17 protein-coding genes, 3 pseudogenes and 1 other annotated feature (1 of these 21 cut by a window edge) are annotated in these 26,974 nt (G+C 45.0%); of the genes and pseudogenes, 4 read left to right on the forward strand and 16 right to left on the reverse strand.

The features are described 5' to 3' along the window. Positions 1–70: 70 nt before the first annotated feature. From DWY63_RS12120 to DWY63_RS12130, 3 genes are all read right to left on the reverse strand, one after another. Positions 71–973, reverse strand: coding sequence for a carbohydrate ABC transporter permease (locus tag DWY63_RS12120; protein ID WP_117508905.1), 903 nt, complete (start codon positions 971–973; stop codon positions 71–73). 12 nt (positions 974–985) lie between these two features. Continuing rightward, complete coding sequence (locus DWY63_RS12125; protein ID WP_117508904.1) at positions 986–1,957, reverse strand: ABC transporter permease; 972 nt, start codon at positions 1,955–1,957, stop codon at positions 986–988. A 584-nt stretch (positions 1,958–2,541) separates the two neighbouring features. Then, positions 2,542–3,702: a LacI family DNA-binding transcriptional regulator gene (locus DWY63_RS12130; RefSeq protein WP_243001885.1), complete on the reverse strand. Its 1,161-nt coding sequence runs from the start codon at positions 3,700–3,702 to the stop codon at positions 2,542–2,544. Positions 3,703–3,790: 88 nt separating this feature from the next. Here DWY63_RS12130 and DWY63_RS12135 point away from each other — a divergent pair, with 88 nt between their 5' ends. Both DWY63_RS12135 and DWY63_RS12140 read left to right on the forward strand, forming a co-directional pair. Then, entirely contained in the window at positions 3,791–6,196 is a 2,406-nt protein-coding gene (locus DWY63_RS12135; RefSeq protein ID WP_117508902.1) for a glycoside hydrolase family 2 TIM barrel-domain containing protein, read from the forward strand. 20 nt (positions 6,197–6,216) lie between these two features. Then, complete coding sequence (locus DWY63_RS12140) at positions 6,217–7,494, forward strand: MATE family efflux transporter (RefSeq protein ID WP_243001886.1); 1,278 nt, start codon at positions 6,217–6,219, stop codon at positions 7,492–7,494. Positions 7,495–7,701: 207 nt separating this feature from the next. On the opposite strand, the gene DWY63_RS12145 is transcribed toward DWY63_RS12140, so the two are convergent. Further along, complete coding sequence (locus DWY63_RS12145) at positions 7,702–8,826, reverse strand: DUF362 domain-containing protein (protein WP_117802294.1); 1,125 nt, start codon at positions 8,824–8,826, stop codon at positions 7,702–7,704. 207 nt (positions 8,827–9,033) lie between these two features. Between DWY63_RS12145 and DWY63_RS12150 the strand changes: the two genes are divergently transcribed. Then, positions 9,034–9,714 (forward strand): HAD family hydrolase, encoded by a 681-nt coding sequence (locus DWY63_RS12150; protein ID WP_117508899.1) that lies wholly within the window; start codon positions 9,034–9,036, stop codon positions 9,712–9,714. 103 nt (positions 9,715–9,817) lie between these two features. On the opposite strand, the gene DWY63_RS12155 is transcribed toward DWY63_RS12150, so the two are convergent. From DWY63_RS12155 to DWY63_RS18920, 4 genes and pseudogenes are all read right to left on the reverse strand, one after another. Then, complete coding sequence (locus tag DWY63_RS12155) at positions 9,818–11,704, reverse strand: phage tail tip lysozyme (protein ID WP_117802295.1); 1,887 nt, start codon at positions 11,702–11,704, stop codon at positions 9,818–9,820. A gap of 279 nt (positions 11,705–11,983) precedes the next feature. Further along, positions 11,984–13,222, reverse strand: coding sequence for an MYG1 family protein (locus DWY63_RS12160; protein WP_117802296.1), 1,239 nt, complete (start codon positions 13,220–13,222; stop codon positions 11,984–11,986). A 229-nt stretch (positions 13,223–13,451) separates the two neighbouring features. Continuing rightward, positions 13,452–13,664: a ferrous iron transport protein A gene (locus DWY63_RS12165; protein WP_022461118.1), complete on the reverse strand. Its 213-nt coding sequence runs from the start codon at positions 13,662–13,664 to the stop codon at positions 13,452–13,454. A 79-nt stretch (positions 13,665–13,743) separates the two neighbouring features. Further along, positions 13,744–13,863 (reverse strand): annotated as a pseudogene (locus tag DWY63_RS18920) (DUF6783 domain-containing protein); the annotation flags it as partial. Between DWY63_RS18920 and DWY63_RS18925 the strand changes: the two are divergent. Beyond that, positions 13,831–14,016, forward strand: a pseudogene (locus DWY63_RS18925) (DUF6783 domain-containing protein). The pseudogenes DWY63_RS18920 and DWY63_RS18925 overlap by 33 nt on opposite strands. Before the next feature lie 121 nt (positions 14,017–14,137). Here DWY63_RS18925 and DWY63_RS12175 read toward each other — a convergent pair. The 8 genes and pseudogenes from DWY63_RS12175 to DWY63_RS12215 all read right to left on the reverse strand — a co-directional run bounded on the left by DWY63_RS12175 (position 14,138) and on the right by DWY63_RS12215 (position 26,626). Further along, positions 14,138–15,163 carry a U32 family peptidase gene (locus DWY63_RS12175; RefSeq protein WP_117802297.1) on the reverse strand — a complete coding sequence of 342 codons (1,026 nt, stop codon included), beginning with the start codon at positions 15,161–15,163 and terminating at the stop codon, positions 14,138–14,140. Positions 15,164–15,187: 24 nt separating this feature from the next. Further along, the gene (locus tag DWY63_RS12180; RefSeq protein WP_243001887.1) at positions 15,188–16,687 is read right to left on the reverse strand and encodes a S8 family peptidase; all 1,500 of its coding nucleotides are present in this window, start codon (positions 16,685–16,687) and stop codon (positions 15,188–15,190) included. A 449-nt stretch (positions 16,688–17,136) separates the two neighbouring features. Beyond that, on the reverse strand, positions 17,137–19,674 hold the full coding sequence (locus tag DWY63_RS12190) for a DEAD/DEAH box helicase (RefSeq protein ID WP_117802298.1): 2,538 nt from the start codon (positions 19,672–19,674) through the stop codon (positions 17,137–17,139). Then, positions 19,638–20,231, reverse strand: a complete 594-nt coding sequence (locus DWY63_RS12195; RefSeq protein ID WP_117802299.1) for a class I SAM-dependent methyltransferase — start codon at positions 20,229–20,231, stop codon at positions 19,638–19,640. The genes DWY63_RS12190 and DWY63_RS12195 overlap by 37 nt, the downstream gene beginning before the upstream one ends. A 406-nt stretch (positions 20,232–20,637) precedes the next feature. Next, positions 20,638–21,015 (reverse strand): annotated as a pseudogene (locus tag DWY63_RS18030) (transposase); the annotation flags it as partial. 127 nt (positions 21,016–21,142) lie between these two features. Beyond that, positions 21,143–22,546, reverse strand: coding sequence for a hypothetical protein (locus tag DWY63_RS12205; protein ID WP_147343072.1), 1,404 nt, complete (start codon positions 22,544–22,546; stop codon positions 21,143–21,145). Between the two features lie 208 nt (positions 22,547–22,754). After that, positions 22,755–26,129, reverse strand: coding sequence for a TRAP transporter large permease subunit (locus DWY63_RS12210; protein WP_117802301.1), 3,375 nt, complete (start codon positions 26,127–26,129; stop codon positions 22,755–22,757). Next, positions 26,126–26,626 (reverse strand): TRAP transporter small permease, encoded by a 501-nt coding sequence (locus DWY63_RS12215; protein WP_055228267.1) that lies wholly within the window; start codon positions 26,624–26,626, stop codon positions 26,126–26,128. The genes DWY63_RS12210 and DWY63_RS12215 overlap by 4 nt, the downstream gene beginning before the upstream one ends. A gap of 114 nt (positions 26,627–26,740) precedes the next feature. After that, positions 26,741–26,974 (reverse strand) — a binding site (T-box leader); it runs 39 nt beyond the window's last position.

The raw sequence follows: 26,974 nt of genomic DNA on the forward strand, positions 1-26,974 counted from the left end.
TGCTTTTTCGGAATTTTATGTGAATCCCCATCAAAACACAGGGGAATCTCACATCATACTTTTTCCATGGTCAGCCTTTGACCGCGCCTACTGTAATACCAGAGATAAAGTATTTCTGTACAAACGGATACAGAAAGATGATCGGTCCGGTTGCAACAACTGCTGTTGCCATTTTCAATGTGTTAGATGGAAGGTCTGCCACACTGACATTTGCACCTGCTACAGAGTTTTTCAGTGCATTTGCTGTATTGATGATCTGATATAAGTAGTACTGTAATGGCTTATAGGTTACAGAACTGTTCAGATACAGAGAAGAAAGATACCATTCATTCCAGTATCCCAGTGCCAGAAAAAGTCCTACCGTTGCAAGTGCCGGCTTTAACATCGGGAAAATCAGTGATACGAAAATTTTAAAGTCTCCCGCTCCGTCAATTTTTCCGGATTCTGTAATTTCATATGGTACCGATTTTGCAAAATTCTTCATCAGAATGATCAGCCACGGAGACATTAACAGCTGTAAAAATACTGCCATATAACTTCCGTTTAATTTCAGGTACCTGGAAACCCAGATATAGGTTGGTGCCATACCGGCGGAAAACAGTGTTGTAAAGTAAATAAAAAATGACAATGCATTTCGAAACGGAAAGTCCTTTCTTTGTAATGCATAACCGGTCATCGCAATGATAAACAGACCAACAACTGTTCCGCATACCGTCAGTGCAATGGTAACTCCGTATGAGCCAAGAATCATTTTAGGTGAACGAAATACCAGTTCATATGCACTCAGAGTAAACCCTTTGGGTAAAAGCCCAAATCCCTCTTTCGCTACAATACTCTCGGTACTGAAAGATGCAGAAATAACCAGGATAAATGGAAGTAAGCAGATGAGCGCCCAAATACTCACAAATACGTAGGAGATAATTCGTAAAGCTCGCGTCCCTGGATCCAGTTTGATTTTATTACGATTTTTCATTTTCTTCTCCTCCTAAAACAGTGCATAGTCCGGATCAAGTCGTTTTACCACCCAGTTGCTGAACATAACCAGAACAAATCCAAAAATAGACTGATACAAACCTACGGCAGAAGATGTTGCAAAGTTATTCTGTGTCGTCATTGTACGGTATACAAAGGTTTCAATGATATCAGTTGTCGGGAACAACTGTGAATTCGCACCACCTGTCAGGTTCCAGAACAAACCAAAGTTTCCTTTCATGATTCCGCCAAGCGCAAACAGAAGCAGAATGATAAAGGTTCCTTTCAGGGAAGGAAGAATGATGTAACGAATTCTCTGCCAGCTGGTAGCGCCATCTACCTCTGCTGCTTCTACCATACTGGAATCAATACCGCAGATTGCCGCGAAATAAACAACAGAACCATAACCTGTTTGCTGCCACATGTTACAGAAAATAATGATGAAGGGCCATAAACCAGCTTTGCTGTAAATCTGTATTGGGTCAGCACCCGTTTCACGAAGAAGTGCATTTAATGCACCCGTGTCATAATTCAGAATATTAAATGCGATCGCCCCAATCAGTACAGCAGAAATAAAATACGGAAGGAACATGATTGTCTGTGATACCTTTTTAAAAAATTTACTTCTGATTTCATTCAGCATAAGAGCAATTACGATCTGAAAAACATTTCCAAGAAGAATAAAAACCAGATTGTATAAAATTGTATTTTTCGTTAAAGTCCACAATTCACCGGAAGAAATCAAAAATTCAAAGTTTGATAATCCTACAAAAGGGCTTCCAAAAATACCATCCCGAAAATTGTAACTCGTGAATGCAATCCATACGCCCGGCAATGGGCAATAGTTAAACACGATAAAAAAGATGACTGCTGGCAAACACATCAGAAGAAGTGTTTTGTTGTTGCGAAAAGTCTTCCATGCTCGATTCTTTTTACTGGGGACAGCCGGAAGAGCTGCTGTCGTTTGGTTCCTTTTTCCTTTCACGTTGCGTTCCTCCTATTTTGCAGTTTGTGAAAATTTGTCTGCACATAATTTGCAGCCTTTATATGAAACCGTTTTCACGTTTTTCCAAAAATAAAAGTGATCATGATGAATGTATCTTTGTTTTTACTGCTTTTCCTGTATATTATAACGATAATTCCATCTAAAAAGCACTTAACTTATACATCTTTCCAAATCACATATCTTTTTAATTGGCACTTTCGTGAAACCCTTTTCATATTTCGTACTATACTCCTTCCGCTTTGATTTGTCAACTTGTTTTTTGTATAATTTGCTTTCTTTTTTTTAAAGCCATCTGAATTAGTTGACAATTTGACAAATCACCCCTTTATTCCTCTATGTATATCCACTTTTTTTCTTTCTGAAAACGCGCTATTTACCGCCATTTTGATCTGTCGGTATCTCTCTTACAAAAGCCAAAATCTGTTCCAGGATCAATATCACCATGTCTGCAAACATTCCAAAATTAGTGCAAAAAAATTCTTCTCTCTGATGGTCTTTTAAAATCAAAGAGAAGAATTATCTGGCTATATGAAATTACATGCTTCTGAATCGATAATGTGATATTATTGCAATATCGTGGATTCGCGTACGATTAAACGCGACACACATTGCTGAATTTTCGGAATCCCTTCTCCTGAAAGAAGTTTTACCGCAGACGCAGCCAGCATTTTTCCAAAAGAAGCATAATCATAGCAAACGCTGGTAAGCTTCGGGTTAACAATATCTGACAGAAAGGTTCCGTCAAAGCTGACAAGCGATATATCCTGCGGAACAGACAAATGATGTTCCTCAATACACCGAAGAATTCCAATTGCGCTGAAATCATTGATTGCAATTACGGCAGTCGGCATCGTACGATTTTCCTGAAAGAGCTTTTCCATACACTGGTACCCCCCTTCGATGTTGTAATCCGAATCCGTTACATAGCGTTCTCTGTATGTGATTCCATTTTTACGAAGCAGCATACGATACCGCATTCGTTTATCATATGTTGACCGGATGTGATTTTTCCCGCCGATCAGTGCAATATGCCGATGGCCAAGCGAAAAAAGATGCTCCATGGCAAGGTCTACACTCGCCATTTCATCAATGCATACCTGATAACAAAGAGATCCTTCTATTTTTCCAGTTGTAATAATCGGTGTAGTGTCTGTGATTCGATCAAGCAAATCCACATATTCCAAATCTGTAACGAGCTGGTCTGATTTTCCTCCCATTAAAATAATTGCATCCACACGCAGGTCAAACATCTTCTGCAAATACTGTTCTTCCATTTCATAACTGCTCTGAGATGAAAATATCATGGGAACATATCCACTTGCACCAATTTCCTTTACGCATTCGTCCACAAGCTGTGCATAAAAGGGATTCATCATATCCGCTGCAAGAATGCCAATGATTTTTGTTCTTGCATTTGTCAGCCCCTGTGCTAGCGCATTGGGGCGATAATCATATTTTTGTATGATTTCCTCCACTTTTTTTCTTTTTTCCTCGCTTACCCGGGCATTTTTCGTCATGACCCGAGACACCGTCGCCGGCGAAACGCCTGCTTCTTTTGCAATAGTATAAATGTTTTTTTCTTTTTTCATAAATCGCCCTCTTGAAACTCTTACTCTATTCCAATTTTTTGAAACCCTTTTCATTTCAAATTCAAGGATAGACTTTTTGCACGTAAAAGTCAATCCTAAAGTCGCTATTTTACAAAAAATCCCTCTCTTTTCCATGGATTTTTCAGATGAACTCTTTATAATAAAAACCATAGGAACGTATAAAAATTGAAATATCATGATAAAAACAGGAGGTTATAAATCTATGAATACCCAAACAATTTATCTCCATCATTCCTGGAAATTTCACTATGGCGAAGAGCCGGATGCCTGGAAAAAAGACTATGATGATACTGGCTGGACAGCTGTCGAGCTTCCACATGACTGGTCTGTTGCAATGCCATTTTCCAGATCCTATTCCAGCGGCACCGGATATGCAGCCGGCGGCATCGGATGGTATCGTGGAACCTTTTCCCTGCCTGAGAAGTATCGTGGAAAACGCATCGTGCTGCTGTTTGACGGTGTCTACAAAGAAAGCCAGGTCTGGTTCAACAGTTATTATCACGGCTTTCATCCCAATGGATACACACCTTTTTTCTATGACATAACATCCCAGGCTGTTTTTGGTACAGATGGTATCAATGAAATCAGCGTCCGTGTAGACCGGACAGAGATTTCAGATTCCCGATGGTTTACCGGTTCCGGAATCACAAGAAAGGTAACGCTCCTTGTTACAGATCTTCTTCACGTTACACCATATGGCACCTGCTTTTCCATAAACAGGGCAGATAAAATCTCAGCGGATCTTTCTATCACAACAGAGATCTGTAATATGGAAGATCAGGAAACCTCTTTTTCACTGGTCCAGTATCTGCGTGATCAAAATGGAAACACGGTGTTTTTCGCCGAGCAGAGAGCCACTCTTCTTCCTGGAGAAACCGCAAAACTAAAGACTGAAGGAACGGTAGCACAGCCAACACTGTGGTCTCCGAAACATCCATCTTTATATACACTCGAAACATGGCTCCACAAAGCCAAGGATGACTCCGCCTTTCTTGCAGACAAGTTCCGTGTAGGTATCCGCACCTTCCGTTTTGATGCCGATTATGGATTCTTTCTGAATGAAATCCCCATGAAAATTAAGGGGGTCTGCGTTCACCACGATGCCGGTGCACTCGGTGCCGCCGTTACAAAAGAAATCTGGATACGCCGCCTTGAAAAGCTCAAAGAAATGGGCTGCAATGCCATCCGTATGAGCCATAATCCGCATATGCCGGAACTGTACGATCTATGTGATGAAATGGGCTTTCTTGTTATGGATGAAGCATTTGATGAGTGGGAAGGGCCAAAAAACAAATGGTCTACCGGTCATAATGTTTATCCTCCAAAGCATCAGGGATATTACAAGTACTTTCCTCAGTACCAGAAAGAAGATCTGTCTGCTATGGTATTGCGCGACCGAAATCATCCAAGTGTAATTCTCTGGAGCATTGGAAATGAAATTGATTATCCAAATGATCCTTACTGCCATCCTCTGTTTCAGAGCATGACCGGAAACAATGATGCAAACAAGCCTGCCGCAGAGCGCGTATACAATCCGGATCGGCCGAATGCAGAGCGATTAAAAGCACTGGCTTCCATGCTTGCTTACGAAGTACGCGCAGTGGATCCTACGCGCCCGGTTACACTGGCTGCTGCTTTTCCGGAGCTCTCTGCAAAGATCGGTTTTCTGGATGCCCTCGATGTTGCCGGATACAATTATAAAGAACATTTATACGAGGAAAGCCACTGTGATTTTCCTTCGCTCCCATTTTTAGGCAGCGAAAACGGACATGATCTTGCTGCCTGGCATGCGGTAACCGAAAACGAATATATCAGCGGACAGTTTCTCTGGACAGGCATTGATTATATGGGAGAGGCACACGGATGGCCGCTTCGAGCTTCTGAAGCCGGGCTTCTTACGATGGCTGGCTTTGAAAAATCCGGGTTTTACCGGCGGATGAGCTTCTGGTCATCCAAACCGATGTGCCATCTTTCCACACAGCGGGCAGACTCCATGAGAGAAAGCTGGCAGCCATTATTCGAAAGCTGGAATTACTGTGATGGAGAAGATATCGAAGTCCGCTGCTACACAAACCTTTCCGAAGCGGAATTATTCTTAAACGGAATCAGTCTCGGCAAAAAGGAGGCTTCCTATACTGAAGATTCGATTCGCTGGATCGTTCCCTTTCAGCCGGGCACGCTGATGGTTCTTGCTTCTGGAAAGCTTGCGGCACAAAAGGGCGGGGCTTCCTGTACTTTTGAAGCAAAGGATGAGCTGAAAACGACTTCTATGCCTTGTGCCCTGCAGATCCGACCCTGGAAGCCGTCCAAAGAAAATTCCGCTGTTTTACCGGAAAATCCGCTTCTGCAGTTCGAAGTTTATGCCGCCGACAGAGATGGTGCTTTCTGCTTCGGAGATTCCTCCATGGTTCAGGTAACGACAGACGGAGGCGTCCTTCTTGGAATTGAAAACGGAAATGCTGCAGACTGCACCGAGTATGCTTCTTCCTGCCGCCGGTTGTACCATGGACGACTGATTTTCTATGTCCGCCGCTCTTTTGCAGATCACCCGGTTACCGTGCAGGTTTCTTCAGAACTGCTAAAATCCAATTCTGTTACTATTTTCTGAAAGGAGTAACGACAGACTTTATGTGGAAATCCTTTTACAATCCAGATCTGGGCAAAGTAGAAACGCCACAGGGAACGATGACTCTCCCAAAGATTTTTCTTCCCCTGTTTCTGGAAATGTTTTTGATGAATCTGATGAGCACCGTCAATACTTTTACTTTGTCCTTTTATTCCGATGAAGCAGTTGCTGCCGTTGGTTCCGCCGGACAGTTTATGGGCATGATTCTGAATTTCTATTCCGTAATCAGTACCGGTGCGTCCATCGTAATCAGCCAGAATCTTGGTGCCAAAAAGGAAAAAAATGCATCCGATGCTGCTTTCTGTGCGCTGTTTGCAGGTGCCGGGTTAAGCGTTCTCCTTGGTGCTACACTTTCGTTCTTTTCCATGCCCCTGATGCGGCAGATGAATTTATCCGGCCAGGTATTAACATATGCCTCTTCTTACCTGAGAATCTGCATTCGTGTTTCCTTTTTTGCCGCGTTCGTGTCCATCTGCAGTGCCATATTTAAAAGCTATGGAAAGCCCAAAATATCGGTATTTGTTACCCTTGGAATGAATGCGCTGAATGCCCTTTTAAATTATCTGATCGTCTTTCAGCCGGTCGAACTGCCGCTTCACGGCGTAGAAGGGATTGCCTGTGCCTATGCCTTCAGTGAGGGCTGTGCCGCTTTTACCATGCTTCTGCTGCTCCTGGTTCTTCCGTTTGGCCTTGACTTCCGTCATAAGTCCATACGCAGCAGTTTCCGGATTTTACCAAAAGTGCTTCAAATCGGAATTCCAGGCGGTATCAGTACGCTTTCCTATTCTGTATCCCAGGTAGTGACAACCTCCATTATTGCACTTGTCGGTGTGCAGGCTGTTTCCGCCAAAATTTATGTTTCCACACTTGTTTTTTACGTGTATGTCCTAGGCCTCTCCCTTGGTCTTTCGACCTCGTTGCTGATCAGCTGGCTTACCGGCGCCGGAAAATACGAACAGGCTTATCAGCTGAATTTGCAGAATTTAAAAATCACAATTTTGCTGAATGCCTGCCTATCCACGCTCCTTGCCTGCTTTGGTTCCGTGCTGCTGCGGATCTTTACAGACGATCCTGCGATCCTTTCGATCGGACATACCATTTTGTTTTTTGATATTTTCGTGGAAATTTTTCGAGGCTTTAATCACATTGAGGAAAATTCCTTGCGCGGAGCAGGCGATGTGGTTTTCCCTATGGGTGTTTCCATTCTCTCCTGCTGGCTGATGAGTGTATTCTTCTCCTATCTGCTTGGTGTAAAAATGGGATTCGGATTATTCGGATGATGGATCGCTTTTGGCATGGATGAGGCGTTCCGTGGTGTAAATTATCTGATCCGGTGGCGATCACGCAAATGGATGAAAAAAACCGTTGTTATTTCTGAAGAAAATACAATCTGGCCTTAAAAGGCTCCAGCTTCTCGTTGATTTTTCATTCGAGAAGCTGGAGCTTTCCGCTGTTGTTCATCTGCCCTAAAGCATTTTTTTGTATTATTATTTGATACGTTTCAGTTCATACTGTCTCGTACCAAGACCAATTTTCTCTGCCTGGTCAAGGGTTGCCTGCCATTCAATGTTCGGGTTGGAATCCTTGAAATGATCGTGGTGGCAGTGCCATCCCGGCTCTGCAAGATGTTCGCCAAGCTGGCTGTTTTCGATCGGAGTTGCCTTCAGGCAGGCATCGGCACACGCCTGGTCAAGAGCAACCGGGTCGAAGCTTGCAAACATTCCGATATCCGGCAGGATCGGAGCATCGTTCTCCCCATGGCAGTCACAGTTCGGGCTGATATCCTGTACCAGAGAGATATGGAAACACGGACGTCCATGACAGACAGCCTGTGCATACTCAGCCATTTTCCGGTCGAGAAGCTCGTTTGCACTGCTGTTTGGATTATAAACCGCATCAAAACTGCAGGCACCGATGCAGCGGCCGCATCCTTTGCATTTGTCATAGTCAATGACTGCTTTTTTATCCACATAGGAAATTGCATCGCTTCCGCATTCTTTTGCACAGCGGTGGCAGCCACGACAGACATCCGTATTGATCGCCGGTTTTCCACTGGCATGCTGCTGCATCTTTCCGGCGCGGCTTCCGCATCCCATACCGATATTTTTCAGTGCACCGCCAAAGCCCGTTGCTTCATGGCCTTTGAAATGGCTCAGACTGATAAAAATATCTGCGTCCATGATCGCATGGCCAATCAATGCTGTTTTGCAGTATTCTCCGTTGACAACCGGAACCTCAATTTCATCGGTTCCTCGCAGTCCATCTCCGATGATAATCTGGCATCCTGTGGTAATGGTATTGAATCCGTTCAGATTTGCGCAGTCAAGGTGCTCCAGGGCATTTTTTCTGCTGCCCGGATATAACGTATTGCAGTCTGTCAGGAACGGAAGACCTCCCTGCTCTTTACAGAGATCTGCAACCACTTTCGCATAATTCGGACGAAGAAACGCCATGTTTCCCAGTTCGCCAAAATGCATTTTGATTGCAACAAATTTACCTTCCATATCAATGTCTTTGACGCCAGCAGCGATACAGAGTTTTTTCAGCTTGTCAAGCTGACTCGTTCCCACAGGACATCGAAAGTCGGTAAAATAAACCGTTGACTTTTCCATTCTGTTATTCCTCCTAATTTGTCCTTTTTTATCAGAATAGCACTTTAAGCTTACTTGAAGTCAAGTGTGATTGTAATATGCATGGATCCAGTCATGCACTTGTCTTTTTTCAGGATTTTTCGTATACTGAAGGTAGTTTTAAAAAAATCAGAGTACAGAGTAAACGAAAACCGTCTGTTTTCTTTTACTCTCTGGGAGGTCGCATTTATGATAAAGGCAGTATTATTTGATATGGATGGTATCCTGTTTGACACCGAGATTGTAATGAAAGAGGGCTGGCAAAAAGCTGCCCGGGAGCTGAATTTTACGCTCACGGAGGAACATCTTTCACAGATGCGCGGCAGCGCGCTTCCGCGGAGCAGAAAGCTGTTTGAGGAATGGTTTCACGGACAGGTGACATACGATGAAGGACGCGCAATCCGCACGGCGTATCTAAATGATTATATTCAGCGAAATGGTGTACCGGAAAAGCCGGGACTTCACGAGTTTCTTTCCTGGCTGAAGGAACATTCGATTAAAGTTGCGGTTGCCACTTCCACAACACGGCGCGTTGCGGAAGGATACTGGAAACAGTCCGGCATTGACCAGTATATCGATGCTTCGGTCTGTGGAGATGAGGTAATCAACAGCAAGCCGGATCCGGAAATTTTCTTAAAAGCAGCGTCTCTTCTGAAAGTTCCGATTGCTGCATGCATGGTAGCCGAAGACAGCATCAATGGTCTGAAGGCCGCGCGTGCAGCTGGTGCCATCTCCTGCATGATCCCGGATCTGACACCGTATACAAAAAAGCTTTTTCCATTTTGTGATTATGTGAGTCCTTCTCTTTTGGCCTGTAAAGAAATTCTGCTGCAGACTCCGGAAGCGGACAAACTGAAAAGCTGGAAGTAAAAAATCATACATAAATTCAATTATTTTACTGTAAGAAAATCCTCCACACAGAATCTTTCTGCTGCGGAGGATTTTCTTTAACACGTTTTCATCATCTGTTCGTTTATTCTATATCTACCGGCGAATCATACGATTCCATAACATTGTAGATCTGTTCTGCTGCTGTTGTACGCAGTTTCTGCTGTGTGCTCTGGTTTGCGCATTTTTCGTATTCACGCATAAAGGCAGTTGCTGCGGTGTCAACATCTTCGGCATTTTTCAGTCTGTCCAGCAGATTCGGATTGTAGTCGGAAAGGTAGGCCATCAGACTGTCGAGCTGGCCGGACAGGCTTCCAAGGCTCTTTCCAAGATCAATGGTATATCGGCACAGATACTCTTTGATCGTTGGATCTGTAAAACCACAGAGACCATATCCATATCTTCCGCCACTGTAAAGGCCAAAACGGGAACTTCGGATCACTTCGTCACGGGAAATGATTCCGGCATCAACAAGGTTCGTGTACTGCTCTCCGCTCAGGCTTGTGCGGCTGGTAGAGCCATACTCAAGCAGTGTCGGATTGAGGTCTGTGGATGCCTCGTTTGCAATATTTCCCATAATACCGGCGGCTCCTTCTTTTGTAAATCCGTGCATCAGGAAGTAATTCCAGATCTTTTCTGCGTTCGTTCCACCGATTTCATCGTCGGCTGCAAAACGACGGATCGTCAGAATCGTGTCACAGTCCACTGGGCGGTCGCAGGTGATACCGGCGTTTTCGTTCAGCGCTTCTACGATTTTTCCTTCTCCGTCATACAGCGCCACATGGCCATTATAGCAAATAACATCGCCTGCGCGTGCCTCATCCAGGCTTGCAACCTCCGTTCCAAGGCTGCGCCATCCGCCGGAGATCGTATATTCACCGTCGTACGCACCGCAACGGGTCAGAATCTGCCATACAAAATGAGAGCAGTCAATACCGTCCGTCAGGGAGTTTCCACCCCAGACGTATGGTCTGCCAACGAACTGTTTTGCAAATGTGATAATACCGTTTCCGGTTGAGGTTTTTACTTCATAAACCGTTTCTTTTTTATAGGGAAAGGCTTCATTTTCAGACGGATCAATCACCTGATCCGCCAGTTTCATCTGATCCTCTCCGGTGCCGGTTACATATTCCAGCGCCTCTTTTCCCTGCTGCAGATAATCCGTACGGACAAAACCGCGGACGTCGCCCGATTCAATATAAACCCACTCCTGATCCGCATCGGCGATCACAAAGCAGAGTGCCTTTGCCGGAAGTGTTCCCACGATCCGTGCGCTGGTGGAACCGCTTTCGCGGACGTTTAATCTGGTATCGACCTTTGCGTAGGCGTACGCTTTGTCGACCTGTGCGAAACCTGCGCGGAGATCTTTTTTCATGGAGCTGATATATTTTCCGTAATCAATCGTCTGAATCCAGTCATCCGCCTGTGTCTCATCATTTTTCGGTGTTTCTGTCGGTGCTGGTGCAGGCGTCTCGGTTGGCACCGGGGTTTCAGTTGGTTCCGGGGTTTCGGACGGGGCTGGAGTCGGCGTTTCACTTGGGGATGGCGTTACCGACGGTTCTGGAGTTTCGCCTGGAGTTGGTTCCGGGGTTTCACTTGGAGATGGCTCCGGCATCTCGCCTGGATTCGGGTCTTCCGGTGTCTCCGTTGGAGTCGGATCCTCTGTCGGTTCTGGCGTTTCCGGTACTTCTGGCTCCTCTGTGGAAGCGGCATTTTCATCCTGAGATGGTACGGACGGTTCTTCTGCTGGTGTCTCGGTTTCCTGTGTTTCTACAGCCGTAACAACGGCTTCTTCTGTGTTTCCGTTTTCCGTTTCACTTTGCATGGCCGGTGCATCCGCCTGATCTTTCTGCGTTTCCTGCACCGTTTTCGCTGTCTCCTCTGCATGCGCCGGTGCAGCCGAACCGAGAAGCATTCCGGCTGCCACGCCGAACGCTGTTACCGTTGTGCCAAATTTTTTCTTTGAAATCATATATGTTTTGCTCTCCTCTCTGCTGTTTGTCGATTTCTGCCTGCCATTTTCTGCTTTTGAGGCCGTTCGGATGAAATCACAAAAACGTATCGTTCCTGTAAAGTCTGGCCTCTTTTTTTGAAGATAAACCAAAAATGATATCATTTATTTTCATTGTGCAAAAATTTCACGTATTTTCTATATTGTATCACAGACAACAGCAGATGCAAAGAAACAAATCACATATTGAGGAATTTTTCTGTTTAACGCGTGAAATTGAGAGAGATTCTCTGTAAATTCTCAGGAACCGGACGGAATGCGGACCAGCAGCCGTTTTCCATTCTGCTCTGATACCGTCAGAACCGGAATATGTTTTTTGCGGAGCTGGTGCATGACCGGATAGGCCGCAAAGAGATCACCGCTGACACAGACAGCCTCCGGCTTTTCTTTTAACAGGTCCGACAGGTATTCCCGCAGGCGTATCTTCCATTCTGCTTTTTCAAGTGATGACACGGCATAACTGCCACAGATGTTCAGTTCCGGGGCCTCCAGCAGCGGTTTATGAAGAATAACTGCATGCTCCATGCCCGGCATCTGCCGCAAAAGCGCGTCATCCGCATCAATCGCATCGGTACCGATGTGGATCAGAACCGGTGCTTTTGGCATTCCCGTAAGGCTGATGCGACAGGCAGCGACGGCATCGTCAAGCGTTTCTGCGGTGAGAAGAAATCCTCCTTTGTGGCAGAAAGACACATCGGAAAGCCCCGTCGCTTCCTGCAGTGCTTCTTTTTCCAGACCAAGCCATGTTTCCGGAAAATCATACTTGTAATTGAATGAATTTTCTTTTCGAACCGGCTGCACGCAGTAACCGCCGCGGTTCGATGGGAATATCAGAAATGCAATTTCAGTCGCGGAAAGCTGTTTCTGACATGGAAAAAATTCCGACAGAATCAGAATCTTTTCATCCATTGTTCCTGCCTTTTTCTCCGCTGCGATCCGCTTCCTGTGTTCGGCAAGAAGAGCTGCAAACTGCTGCTCCGCCCGCTCATCCGCACGAAAACGCTCCCATTTATGTTCCAAAATCCGTCCGGCCACTGCCACCGCTTCCAGGAAAGCAGCATCGCTTCCGCTGTTATCATCCCATACCGGATTGAACATGCCGATCATACTGGCGAGTTCATTCTTTTCTCCTGTATTATCATTGAGATCGAGCGGCTGTACAAACTTCTCGTCAAACCGCGCGGCCATCTCCGGACTTAAAATTTCTGTGCCAAGTGCCTCCCATAAAAGGCCAAACGCCGCGTACGGAACCTGGTTTTCCCGGATCCGGCTGTCTTTCTGGTGATGGTCGTATTCTCCTCTTCCAATATCAAAAACAATCCCGTCAAAATCCTCCGGCACACGATTTCCGCGCTGGATGGTAAGCTGCGGATTAAAATGCAGAAGCAGTGCCGCAGAGAACACATCATCCGCATGAAATTTTCCGCCGTGCGTAAAAGCAGCGGCATGTTCTTTTTGTATCTGTTCTAATAATATCATAAAAGTCCAACTTCCTTTTTCTTAAGATCTGCTCTATTTTACTCTATCTGGCGGCTGTTTCGCAACGGTTCTATGTAAAGAAAAGCTTGAAAATTTCCTGGCGCGTATTTATTAAAAATCATTTCCGCAGTCTGCACACTTATCTACGAAAATTCTTTTGTGGGTATTTGGAAAATCAAAATGAGCGGCTCCTCTTCCAAGGTTCCGCTCATTTTGATTTTTCTTCCTTTCATACCTGAATCCGGTCTGCAGCTGCATCACACATTGCAATCCGTTTTCCATCCATGCCAAGGATCAATCCACCGTTTATTCTCTGGATGACCTGTACGGTGCTGCCTTCTTTGATTTTACGGCTTCGGAGGAAATCCAGAACATCAGGGATTCCAAACATCCATTTGATGGTACAGATATCACCGGTTTTTTTCTTTGAAAGTGCCTGCATGGTATCCCTCCTTTTTACTTTTTCTATATTGTATTCCCTAAGGAAATATTTAGTCAATAAGAACAATTGGGATACGCTTCTAACTAAAGTTTGTGTGCAAAGCGCTAGAGTGTGTTTGAAAAAGGCTTTTCGTAGTCTGCATGTTCCAATTTGTGGGAGATTTTGTCTGAATGAAGGAGGCGTAGCGGGCTACGGCGACTGAATGAGGGCAAAATATACCGCAAAGTGGGGCGTGCAGGCTGCGGAAATGGTTTTTCAATCAGAAAAAGAGTTTGCTGCACGCGATCGCAATCGAAGCTACGGCCACGATCCGTTTCAGCAGCGTCTGGTTGATTTTCGTCGCATTTCGTAATTATTATAAATAATCACGCAGAAGACGATTCATCATTATGTCAATTATTAAAGCGTGCTGGGAAAACATTTCTCATTACGTTCTCCACTATCTCTTTAGATTCAGAAAGAATTGACATATTTTATCTGGCATAGCACATGTGACTGCATCCATTTGGAAAAAGCTCTGCTTTCATCGCTCGGATATATTCTTCTTCCGTAGAAGAATCCTCCAGAATCTCCAGCGTGCGGCGCAGATTTCGGATATCACGCTCCATAAAATCGGTATAATTTCCCCGGCCTACCAGCTTCAGATGAGTGATTCCAGCATCGGAAAGCTGTTTTAATGTACACAGGCCGCAGCCGGTTGCGCCGCAGAGGTAACCATCTTCCGATACAGGATTCATCAGTTCTGATGCAGAATCCCATTCGGATATAGAAATATTTTCTCCCGGACGATTTTTTTCTTGTTTTTCTAATTTAGATTCTGAAAGCGACATCGGTTTCTTCCAGTAAGGAACCCGGCAAAGATATCCCATTTCATCGCAGTGCAGGGAATTGCAGAAAGCACCACTGAACTGGCACAGTTCATTCAAAGCAAATGCCTCGAACTCCGTTGGATAAGTCCATTCTTTTCGAGCGGCTTCTTTCTGCGCAGTTATATGCCGAATCACTGCACGCATTTCCGAGATCGTATTTTTGCGCTGGAAAATGATCCTCTTCGGGTATTCTTTCGCAAAAACCTCTGTCATCGCAGAATTCACTGTTCCCAAATCCCCGCTCAGATGCACCTCACAGTCGATCTTTTCTTTTCGCAGGTACACAAGCAGCGCGGGATCCGCAAGAATATAACTGTCAAACCCTATGCTGCGGCACTGTTGGATGATCTGTGCAATTTCTTCATACTGTTCCGGCCGGTAATACAGCGAATTGAACGCCAGATGCACTGGCTTCTGGTATTTCTGCACCATATTGGCCAGAATTTCCAGTTCACTGAACGATCCAATTTGTACGTTATAGTTTAAAACCTCTCTCCGATTCAGCGGCAGAACCGTTCCGTATTTTTCTGACCAGGAAAATGGAACGTAACCGCAGAACAGCTCGTCTGCACCGGCGCGGACGTAACGGGGATAGTCATCAATGGAGCCGAGGCCTGATGTGATTTTCATAAGTTAAATCCTTTCGCTTGCGCCTCATTCAAATTCAATCTCTTCCTCCGCCTTAGCATACAAATCCAGCTGATTTTCAATATCAAGTCTCTGAACCAGCCAACCTCTTGCAAAACACATCTTTACAAAATCGTCTATACGATTTACTCCATTCATCTCTTTTAACGTTACAACCACACCAAACGGAAGAGAATCTTTTCTTTTCTGCAAGCATTCTTTCGTATTAATCTTAAGTCCCCATAACCCAGAATCATAAGCCTTTCGGGGAACCCTTTTTTCTTTTATTTTTTCACTGATATGTTTCACATTATCCCATTTGCGATACATTTTTCTTGCATCTTCTTCGTACAAAGTAATCTGTTTCTCTTCAGACTGTCGATTGTCATCAATTGCTTTAATCATGGTTGACCCTCTTTTGGCAACAACTCTGCCAAACTGAATATCCATTTCTGTACTCGTATAGTCAACACCCTGTTTGCGATCGCACTGTGGAAAATATGCCAGGGTAGCTCTTGCATAAAACGGGTGCGCATGATCTACAACAGGCACTGGCAGATTATAAGTATAAGTTTCATATTCCTCCGATGCCCCTGTCATAATGAAACGTATTTCATCATCCGGTGTTTTTAAAACCTCATTAATATGCTTTGGCACAACACCATATCCGATTCTATGTGAAATATCATCTCTTCGATTCCATCCGGAAGCTGCATCAATCAGCAATGCTTTCGCCACTTCCCGGCTTAATCCCATAATATGAATCAAATATGCCAGTTTACGTGAAATCCATGGCGCTGCAAATGAAGTTCCCGCTACGTATGCTGCTCCCATATCGTCTTTGCATACCACCATTTTATCTGTATAGACCGTTCCATCACCACCATAATAACTGACATCCGGTTTATGAAAAAACGACAGAACAGGTCCAATCCTGGTATAAGAAGCAGAGTTTCCTGCAAAATCCACAGCATTAACCACCATAGAATTCAGGGAATCTGCCGGAGATCCAATTCTCATATTCTTTTTGGTAACTCCTGCCGGAATATTTGTACCTGCTACCACAAAAATAACATCATATTCACTCTGAATACGATCCAGCTCTGCAGCCTCCGGCGAAATAAAATTTGGTTTGATTTCAAGTTTTGATCCCAGCGATAAATTCCAGACTTTAATATCTCGATTGGACGCAACAATATTTCGGATCATTTTCAGAACAGTAAAAGAACTAAATCCGTTATTTGTTGCCACTCCAAAATGTCTTACGCGAAATCTGCCGCAGCCATCCGCAAGCTCCGGGTTTCCCTGTGGACCATCTACGATAATATAGCTGACAGCTGTTCCGTGTTCATAATCTTTCCTGGACAGAGGAATATTAGGATCCAAAAGATTTTTATATTCAACCCACTCGTGAAAATACACTTTTTCATTGAACTGTGTATCTATCACACCTATGACCGGTTCGTTCTGTGGATGTGGGATTAATAATCCGGCATCCTCTTCCATATCCTCATACGCATCTAACACATCGTCTCTTGAAATCTCAGAGAATTAGATTTTGTGAGATTGTTCTGTACGCACCAGGTGTCAACATCCATGACCGCCGGACGGTTCTGACAGGCACGAATTTGTTCTGCCCACTGCCGGATCCTGACCTGCTACGCTATAAGACTGGTTTGCGTAGCCATACCATCCCTCCCTTAATTATAGTCAGTCTAAAAATTGAGTACTGAACTTTTTGGACTATGTTAATTTGGTCAGTGTGATTATGGCATAAATGTAGTGGGATAAAAAGGTACTCGGAATTTACCGTTTACTTTCAAAAAGCTGTTCAATCAGCTTTGCTTTATCCACATAGTAAAATCCAGATTTTCAAACTTCCTGAAAATCTTCAAATTCCACCGGTAATCTCTTGTATCCTGCTATATTTACACGTACCTTTCCAAATCAAATCTCTGGGGAAGAAATTCTTTCCGCTATCTCTTCACCAGCACAGCTCCTTCCACTTTCGCATAATACTCCGCCAAATCTTCCTCCATCTGCCTTCTCACCCGCTCCCAGTCCCCTGCTTCCATCTGGCTGTACAGCGCATGATTCATCGAGATTACACTCAGATCCTTCGAATAATACAAGAACCGTTTTCTCTCAAATTTCTCAAACGGATTGGTCAGCATACTTCTCTGCATTGCTTTCTTATCCTGCAGCATCGTTTCATTATACGGGCATGTACTCCGGTCTACGGGAAGTCCCCGGGTTATTCTGTTCTGGTAAAAAGCAATATAGTCCTCCAGAATCTCCTCTATTTTTGCATCTCCAATAGAATCCACATGACGGATAAAAGCCAGCAGAAACGGCATTTTATAAGAAAGTGAATAATCTCTTTCTTCCAGGAACGCAAAAAAATCTTCTTTGATGGTCGCATCGTTGTGTTCCTTAATTCCAAGCTGCTTCCGATATTTTTCCACTTCGTCCGGACTGAATAAGTATAACGTTTTACTGCCGAATTTGTACTGCACTTCTGGTGTTAATTTTCCGGCTCTGATCCAGCTTGTGATGGTTCCCGTATTCACAAAATATTCCCTGGCGACCTGCTCCTGGCTCAGATAATCGCCGTATTTTTCTTCAAAAGAATGGATATCCACCTCTGTAATCCGCTCAATCCGCTCTTCCATTCCATCAATCACCACCAGATCTCCCGGTTTATAATCCATTTTTATGATATCGCCAAACGGAACATAATAAGGATTGGCAAAAACAGAATGCATACTGCAGGGCTTGATCATGGCGCCGTACTCATCGACTACGTCAATCACAATCACATTTTTCTTGGTGTCCGTTTTCCGCAGTCCCCTTCCGACCTGCTGCAGATAAAGAACCTTGGAAAGCGTAGGCCTTGCCATCACCAGAATGCCGAGTTCCGGATAATCCCATCCCTCTGAAATCATATTGCAGGCACACAGGAAACGGATTTCCTTTTCTTTAAACGCTTTCATAACAGAACTTTGATTTTTCGTCTGTCTTGTGTAGCTGGCCGCTGAAATATTTGCCTTATTAAGGAGCTTTGCCATTTCGTTCGCATGCGCAACATTGACACAAAAAACAACACCCTGTCTCGTGCCCGCTTCGCCGGATGTAAAATACTCTGAAAGTACCTGGACAATCAGCTCATTTCTTGAAGTGACCCGGATTCTTTTTTCCAGATCCGCATTGACATAATCCCGCCCATTGAACCTTACACTGGAAAGATCAAGATTCGTTTCAATCCGGTAAACATTCGCTTTCGCGACCACTCCCTTTTCCATCGCTTCTTTTAAGGATAACGAAGTCGTATACGATCCAAACACCGTTTCCAGCTTTCTTTTATCCGGCCGCTGATCCGTCGCCGTCAGGCCTATCGTAAAAGCTGTCCGATAGTATTGCACAACTCTTTTCAGCACTGGCGCAACCGCATGATGTGCTTCATCCACGACAAGATAATTGTAATAGTCTGGTGTAGTGTCCGTATAATGTCTGGCCGCGAAGGCATACGTTCGAATATCAATCTTATCTTTTAACTCTGGCAGCGAAGCCTTTATTCTTTCTTCCCAGTCCAGCAAAAGATTGACTCCCGGAACCAGAATCAGTCCACGAAACTTTTGTTTTCCTTCCGCGAATGTCCGTAAATCTTCTTCCACAATTTTCGATTTTCCCGCTGCTGTAGGCAGCACAATCAAAAATGCCTTGATACCCGCATCTCTGCGCTTTTGTATCTCCTGCAGGCTGACAGTCTGATGTTCATACAGCTCAACTTTTCTTTCAACTTTGATTCCGTCATCCACAAAATTCGAAGAATCTTTTCCAAAATACTGTTTGATATCATCCTCAATCCGACTGGCAAATTCGCAATCCTCTTTGGAAAAGCGAAATAACTTGATCCCCCACAGGGCACACGTATTTTGTTTCTTGAGCTGATTGCGATATTTTTCCTCTCCAATAATTTGCGGATGATGGTAATCAAGGCCGTTTTCTTCGATCGCATATTTCTGATCCTTTGTTCTGACAAAATAATCGAGAAAATAATTCCTTCCATTTTCATCACAGATTCCATATTCCCGCGTCAGATATCTCAGCGCATTCATTCCATAAACACTTGAAAAATTCTCTTCGAAATGAATTTCCAGCGGAGAAGCATCGGCCTGCTCGCTCCGATCTCCTGTGTTTCGTATATAACCGCCTTCCAAGACAATTCCATCTTTGGCAAGATATGAATCCAGATTTTCCCGCACATATCCCAGAAAACGAAACACCCTTTGAAAGCGATGCATATAATCATTCTGCTTCTCCGTAATCAGCATATAGGGAAAAACCGGCTCTTTTGGCTCATGAGAGCAGATACCATCATCAATAACAACCATATCTATCCCATTATCATAAAACCGGGAAATTCCGCCATTTGGATAACACACCTGTTCCCGAAATCTAAAATCTGCGTGTTCTGCTAGAAACCTGTCTTTTTCAATATCAGATTCAGCCACTTTTCCTTCTCCCTTCCCGGTCTTACATCATCCGTAAGCCACTCTTCTTCTATTCGAATCTGCTCCACATCCTTGATAAAATCAGAAAAAGTATCCGGTGTGAAATCCGTAAAAAAACGGCCGCTTCTTTCGCCTTCAAACGTTCCATATTTAAAGGAGGTATAAATAATCCCATTAGTGTCCAACGCTGTTACCATCTTATGGAATACCATTTTTAATTCTTTTTTCGGTAAATGCAGAATCGATGAACACGCCCAGATGCCGTCATATTGATTCATCTCATCCAAATCCTGAAATATCATGTTTTTTACCGGAATACCGGTATAGGCACTGGCGTATTTGCACAGTTCTTCTGAACCGTCCAGCGCCGTAACAACAAGACCGTTTCCCAGAAAATACTTCGTGTCTCTTCCGGAACCACACCCGAAATCCAGCACTCTCTTTCCCGGCAAAGCGTTTAAAAATTTATCCTGCGTCGTCTGGAAATCTACAGAAACAGTGCCTTGTATGAAAGAAGCTGCGTTTTGGTTGTAATAAGCGATTGTTTGGTTTTCCATATTGTGATGATCTCCTTGATAGAAAATATAAAGCATGTGCTGTGCAAAACTGTTTTCTCTGTTTTAAACTGAAAACACTTCTTCAGACATTTTATAGATACTTACTTGTCAAGTTCATTATATGCCTTTTTTACGATCTGCGCCATCAATAATCTTCTCTGCTTCAGAAATTCAGGATACGATAACTGCTCAAAATTCTCAGGTAATGCATTCTGAGCACAGGCAAGCCTGTATCCTTCTTCTCCTAATTTCTCTCGGTACCGGCAGACATATTCCGCCGGAGCTTCATCGGAAATATCAATGTTTGTTGTATAGTCCAAGTATGTAAAGTTCGCAATCTGGTTTCTGTCACGGTCATTATCGTACCCGATCTTTTCAAGATAATGTTTCGGAAAGATATGATGCTTGCCGCAGTGTCTGTAACCTGTTTGCCATACTGTAAAGCATCGTATATCATGTTTCGAACCGGCATTGCATAATGAATGTCTGTCTGATTTTCGATTCCAAGAAGCAGATAATACGTTTCCGATTCCTGCATAACCGCAGCTGTTTTCAATATATCCCGATATTTCTGAACCGGATCTTCTGTCATTTCGGTTATCTCTTTTGCCTCTTTTCTCTCTTTCTTTGCGCCAAACGATATGGCAATCTCTGTTGAATCAACTTCTGTCAGTTTTTCTGGATTAATAACTTTTCTTCCATTGTAGATAAGATAATTGAACGCATCTGCAAAAATGTTACTCTTTCGCATGTATGCTTTGGTAACAATATCCGGTTTTCCCATGTGCATACACCTCCTCAAAAATATTTCAGAGAAGTCTGCACCCTTCCAGTTGTTTTTCAACTTATCACGAATTGGCAGCTCTATCAAGTTGAAAATATGAACTGCGAACATCCTTCTTAAGAAGTCACTATAGCAAATTCACTACAATCCGGTCTATCCCGCGCAGCCCATACATTTTCCCCATCGCCTCCGGCTCCTGCAAGATCGACAAATCAATCCCAAACAACGAATTATACCTCCCCATCATCCGCAAATGCTCCGGATACAAAAACGCCTGTTCTTCACAGAATCTATGGCACTTCCGCACCGGCGTCTGCGCGCCGCGGCTTCCTTTAGTACATGCTGCATACAGTGGACAGTACTGTGAGGTATTGGTCTGATAAAATGGAAGATGCATACTGTTTTTCCCTTCTGGAAACTTCCTTGTACTGGTATCGCCGCAGCTCTCCCATTCATACCGTTCCATCCGAAATTCTTCTTTTAAATATTCCTGGTAAAACGCCGCATGAACGCTATTTTGTTCAAACAGCGTCCGGTTCCCCAGCTTATAGGCCATCCGTGGATCTTTTTTTCGCTTGTTGAGCAGCACGCCAAGGCAGAGGGAAAACACCGGAAACTGAGATGCCAGATGGGCCGTTCCCCAGTCATTTACGACAATCTCAATGGTTTTGTTCTTTTGTTCACACCATCTGGCAAGATGCTGCAGACGTGCTTGCGTTTCCGTCAGATTTTCTTCCAGCAAAAATGGAAAAGTAAGCGTAATTGAAAATGACTCCCGGCAGGCTTTGTCCATCAGTGCAAACAGTTCCTCTTCTTTCGGCGCCAGATGCGGGCAAAAAGCATTTCCTATATAGAGCCGGTCCGGGTGGAAAACCGGCGGATTCGGAATCTGATTTCTCCGAAAATAAGCATCAAAAAACACCGCACTTTCCATCGAAAGATACGCCTCATACCATTCTGGCCGGTCCAGTTCGAGCGCCAGCTCGACCGGCTGCCCGGGCTGCTCGGATTCCGCAAAGCCATTTTGCAATGCCACAAATGTTTCCTTCTCAATTCCGGAAAACCATACCTTTTTCTGCTCTTCCAGACTTTCCAGATGAAACGCATCCTGCTCCGCAGGATATCCTGTCATCTCTTCTGCAAGCGCGGCATCATCGTCCTCCATTTTCCACCGGATATACTGGCTGTATTGCAGGGCAAGGCGCTGTACCGCATTTCGGTAGTCTTCCTGGTCTGTCACAAATGTATAAATCGTATCAAAATCCTCTTCTTTTTCCTGTAGCAGAGTCGCATCACGAAGAAGAATCCGCTGGTAGGATGCTGTTTTCTGATCGTAAAATGCCAGTTCCCACGGTGCGTTTTCCTGCTCCGCCGTAGCCGGTACCGCAAGACGGGTCTGAAAGCCATATTCTGAAATTGCCGTGATCCGCACTTCCTTATCTCCCCAGTATCCCGCCAGGATTCCAAACGGCAGCATGGAAATCCATGGCCATTGGCTGATTTCTTTTTCCCGTTCTTTTTTCTGTTTCATTGATTCAAATCTCCCGTTTTCTGATACCATCCAGTATACCTGTTTTCCTGGAAAACTCAAATAAAAAAATCCACCCACGCCCGGAAACAGTCTCACCGGAGACCTCCAAGGCATGGATGGATTTTTATTTTCTACCAAATATGTAGTTTGTTACATTATTTTTTTCAGGCAAACTCAGCAAATCTTATAAAGATATTCACGAAGCTGCCTATTTTGTAAACGTCTCAATCAGCTCTTTGGCATCATCATATCCCTGTCCTTCCAGTTCTTTCTGATACCACTCGTCCACGCCGTCTACGGCCTGTTTGAAGGAATCGATGTCCATATCCTCATAATTGGTAATGGTAACACCATTTTCATTCTGCCAGCGGTTCATGATTTCATCATCACCGGCGCGGTTGATTTCACGCTCGTACTGTGTTGCCAGACGTCCGCACTCATCGATTACTTCCTGCTGCTCCGGAGTCATACTGTCGTAAATGTCCCCGTTGATGCAGAAGAACAGACAGTCATAAATTGCATTCCACATCGAGCAGTACGGCTGTACTTCCTGTACGCTTGCTGCATCGATAGCCGGAAGAGGATTTTCCTGGCCTTCTACGGTTTTCTGCTGCAGGGCCGTGTAGGTCTCGGACCAGTTCATGTTGGTCGCATCGGCGCCCCAGCGTTTGTAGCATTCCATCAGCAGGTTGCTTCCTGCCACACGGATTTTCAGGTTTTTCATGTCATCGACGGTTTTTACTTCCTGCTTGCTGTTGGTCAGCTGACGGAAACCATTCTCAGCGATTCCCATGCAGTGCAGGCCGTACTCATCAAGGATCTCTTTCAATTTTTCGCCTGCCTCGCCGTCCAGTTTTGCATCCGCATCTTCTACGGAATCAAACAGGAACGGAAGGGATACGACGTTAAATCTCGGATCAAATGCAGAGTAAATCAGGTTGCTGTGCATGGAAATCTGTACCGGATCTCCATCGATCAGTGCCTGGATACCTTCGGACTGGTTTCCGTTGGTCAGCTGGTCTGCGGCATATACGTTGACTTTGATCTTGCCGCCGGTTGCTTTTTCAATCAGCTCACCGAACTTCCGGCCGCCTTCTGCCCAGGTACTGGTTTCTGTCGTGGAGCAGGTGAAGTTCCAGGTCTGCTCTGGCCAGTCGAGATCGCTTCTGTCTTCTACATCATATGTACCTGCAGAAGAAGTATCTTTCTTTGTAAAGACTTCGATCAGGTCTTTTGCATCATCATATCCCTGGCTTTCCAGCTCTTTCTGATACCACTCATCCACACCGTCTACGGCCTGTTTGAAGGAATCGATGTCCATATCTTCGTATTTTGTGATCTTGACACCGTTCTCGTTCTGCCAGCGGTTCATGATCTCATCGTCACCGGCACGGTTGATCGCACGTTCGTAATCGACGGCTTTCTGTCCGGCCTCATCGACAACTTTCTGCTGTTCCGGAGTCAGATTGTTATAGATGTCTCCGTTAATGCAGAAGAACAGGCAGTCATAAATTGCATTCCACATGGAGCAGTACGGCTGTACTTCCTGTACACTGGCTGCGTCGATAGCCGGCAGCGGATTCTCCTGACCTTCTACGGTTTTTTGCTGCAGGGCTGTGTAGGTCTCGGACCAGTTCATGTTGGTCGCATCGGCGCCCCAGCGTTTGTAACACTCCATCAGCAGGTTACTTCCTGCGACACGGATTTTCAGGTTTTTCATATCATCGACGGTTTTTACTTCCTGCTTGCTGTTGGTCAGCTGGCGGAAACCGTTCTCGGCGATTCCCATGCAGTGCAGGCCGTACTCATCGAGGATTGCTTTTAATTTTTCGCCTGCCTCGCCGTCCAGTTTTGCATCCGCATCTTCTACCGAATCAAACAGGAACGGAAGAGATACGACGTTAAATCTCGGGTCAAACGCAGAGTAAATCAGGTTGCTGTGCATCGAAATCTGTACCGGGTCTCCGTTCATCAGTGCCTGGATTCCCTCGGACTGGTTTCCGTTGGTCAGCTGGTCTGCGGCGTATACATTGACTTTGATCTTGCCGCCGGTTGCTTTTTCCATGAGCTCGCCGAACTTGCGTCCGCCTTCTGCCCAGGTACTGTTCTCGGTGGTGGAGCAGGTAAAGTTCCAGGTCTGCTCTTCCCATCCAAGGTCACTGTAATCAGCGATATCATTGTAATCCTCATTGCCGGAGGAATTTCCTGCTGTGCTGCCATCCGAACCATCGCCACTGGAAGTATCGGAATTCGTTGCTGCAGCTACCGTTCCGGTATAAGCTCCGTCTTTTGCCAGTGCTTTTGGAAGGAACGTGGAAATCTGCGGAACATACGTAATCAGAAGCAGAACTGCTACCGATGCTGCGATCATTGGCATAACGGCTTTGGAAATCTGCTGAATGGTAACTTCCATTCCTTTTTTCAGTTTTACGGAAATGGCGACAAACAGGTTGACACCGACCGGCGGAGTTACCTGTCCGATGGCCAGGTTGACCGTTGCCACGATACCGAATGCTATCAGGTCATAGCCAAGGGCTTTGCAGACCGGAAGCATAATCGGGATGAAAATATACATGGCAGAGTTTGCATCGATAAAGCATCCTGCAATCAGGAAAATGATATTGACAATCAGAAGGAATACAAACTGGTTATGAGCAACGCTTCCAAGAAGATCCGATGCTGCCTGCGCAATACCAAACTTTGTGCAGACAAAGGAGAACAGAGAAGCACTTGCGACGATCAGCATAATTCCACCGGTTGTTTTGGCAGAATCTACCATCAGATCCCACAGGTCTTTCAGTTTGATCTCTTTATAAATAAAGATTCCGACAAACAGACCGTATACAACGGAAACGGCAGCTGCCTCGGTCGGGGTGAAAACACTTCCATAGATACCGCCAAGTATGATGACCGGCATTAAGAATCCCCAGAAAGCATCTTTAAAGGCATCCCATCTTTCTTTGGCTGTTGCTTTTTTCTGGGTCGGCTGAATGTTGTGTTTCTTTGCCTCCAGAAGAACAACGATGACAAGGGCCACACCCATCAGAATACCAGGAACGATACCTGCTGTGAACATATCGGCAATGGATACGCCTGTGATGGATGCATAAACAACGAATGCAATACTCGGCGGTATGACGATCGCAATCGAACTTGACGTCGCCATCAGGGCCGTGGAAAACGGAGCAGAAAATCCGCTTCGCTCAATCATGGCAGGGATCAGAACCATACCAAGTGCTGCTACGGTTGCCGGACCGGAACCGGAAATCGCACCAAAGAAGCAGGCTACAATAACGCATACGATGGCGATACCGCCTTTTTTATGGCCGACGCAGGTGTCGACGAAACGAATCAGTCGTTTGGAAATGCCCGCTTTTGCCATAATGTTTCCGGACAATACAAAGAACGGAATGGCAAGGAGCAAAAATTTACTGATACCGGAATACATATTGGTTGCTACGATGGTCAGGGATGTACCGGAGTACAGGATCGCGCAGATCGAAGACAGACCAAGGCAGATGCCAATCGGGATACCAAGGATCAGAAAAACAAAGAATGAAAGAAAAAGAATTGCACTGATCATTTTTTCTGTCCCTCCTCTTTTGCTTTTACGAATGTATCAATCAGATATTCGATCATGTGCAGCGTCATGCAGGCTGCGCCGATCGGTACGAAAGACCAGAAAATCCATTCCGGCCAGTTTAAAACGAACGTTCTCTTTCCGTTGGCAAGCTGGGTCAGTACCTTGTCCATGCCGTATTTAAACAGAACTACGGTAAAGGCAACACTAAATGCTGTGTTGACAACCAGCAGGATTCTTCTCGCCTTCGCAGAAAGACGGTCCGGCAGCAAAGAAAGATTGACCAGTTCTCCGTCACGGGCAGCAAGCGCTGCTGCGAGAAGTGTAATCAGGACAAATACCGCAACGACAAGCTCTTCGGTAAATGACCAGGACTGATGCAGTACCTTACGGGAAAGAACGTTTCCCACCGTAAGCACAACAATCAGGATCGTGGACAGCACGAGAACCAGTTTCTCAACAAATGCCAGTCCATTCATGATTTTTTTGTACACTTTCATATGTTTCCTCCCTTTTCCCGCTGTCAGGTACAATGTTCCAGCAGGATCTATTCTTTGCCAGGCTGTATTACCGGGGTGAATTTGCAGCTGACAAACAAAAAAATCCGCCCCTCAACGAGGGACGGAACTGTTCTTTTCCCGCAACCACCCTTGTCTCTTCTTTGAAACAAGCACGAATACAACGCACAAGCATACGCGGTTTCTGTAACGGGAAACTCCCGTGAAAACCTACTGGAATTCCGGCACATAGTACGATACACGGCCGATTCGTTGGGCTTTCCTTCTCCAAGATGATTTTCAATCCAGATTCGTTGCTGTCTCGCACCTTTCCGGCAGCTCTCTGAAAAC

Source organism: Blautia sp. AF26-2 (assembly GCF_003460955.1).
GTDB lineage: Bacteria > Bacillota > Clostridia > Lachnospirales > Lachnospiraceae > Fusicatenibacter > Fusicatenibacter saccharivorans.

What these genes read in the sequence shown, in the direction of transcription:
- DWY63_RS12130 (WP_243001885.1), bottom strand. Translation starts at nt 3,702, where the DNA reads ATGGAAAAGAGAGGGATTTTTTGTAAAATAGCGACTTTAGGATTGACT.
- DWY63_RS12145 (WP_117802294.1), bottom strand. Translation starts at nt 8,826, where the DNA reads ATGGAAAAGTCAACGGTTTATTTTACCGACTTTCGATGTCCTGTGGGA.
- DWY63_RS12215 (WP_055228267.1), bottom strand. Translation starts at nt 26,626, where the DNA reads ATGAAAGTGTACAAAAAAATCATGAATGGACTGGCATTTGTTGAGAAA.
- DWY63_RS12175 (WP_117802297.1), bottom strand. Translation starts at nt 15,163, where the DNA reads ATGAAAATCACATCAGGCCTCGGCTCCATTGATGACTATCCCCGTTAC.
- DWY63_RS12160 (WP_117802296.1), bottom strand. Translation starts at nt 13,222, where the DNA reads ATGATATTATTAGAACAGATACAAAAAGAACATGCCGCTGCTTTTACG.
- DWY63_RS12140 (WP_243001886.1), top strand. Translation starts at nt 6,217, where the DNA reads ATGTGGAAATCCTTTTACAATCCAGATCTGGGCAAAGTAGAAACGCCA.
- DWY63_RS12205 (WP_147343072.1), bottom strand. Translation starts at nt 22,546, where the DNA reads ATGAAACAGAAAAAAGAACGGGAAAAAGAAATCAGCCAATGGCCATGG.
- DWY63_RS12165 (WP_022461118.1), bottom strand. Translation starts at nt 13,664, where the DNA reads ATGCAGGCACTTTCAAAGAAAAAAACCGGTGATATCTGTACCATCAAA.
- DWY63_RS12155 (WP_117802295.1), bottom strand. Translation starts at nt 11,704, where the DNA reads ATGATTTCAAAGAAAAAATTTGGCACAACGGTAACAGCGTTCGGCGTG.
- DWY63_RS12195 (WP_117802299.1), bottom strand. Translation starts at nt 20,231, where the DNA reads ATGGAAAACCAAACAATCGCTTATTACAACCAAAACGCAGCTTCTTTC.
- DWY63_RS12120 (WP_117508905.1), bottom strand. Translation starts at nt 973, where the DNA reads ATGAAAAATCGTAATAAAATCAAACTGGATCCAGGGACGCGAGCTTTA.
- DWY63_RS12150 (WP_117508899.1), top strand. Translation starts at nt 9,034, where the DNA reads ATGATAAAGGCAGTATTATTTGATATGGATGGTATCCTGTTTGACACC.
- DWY63_RS12135 (WP_117508902.1), top strand. Translation starts at nt 3,791, where the DNA reads ATGAATACCCAAACAATTTATCTCCATCATTCCTGGAAATTTCACTAT.
- DWY63_RS12210 (WP_117802301.1), bottom strand. Translation starts at nt 26,129, where the DNA reads ATGATCAGTGCAATTCTTTTTCTTTCATTCTTTGTTTTTCTGATCCTT.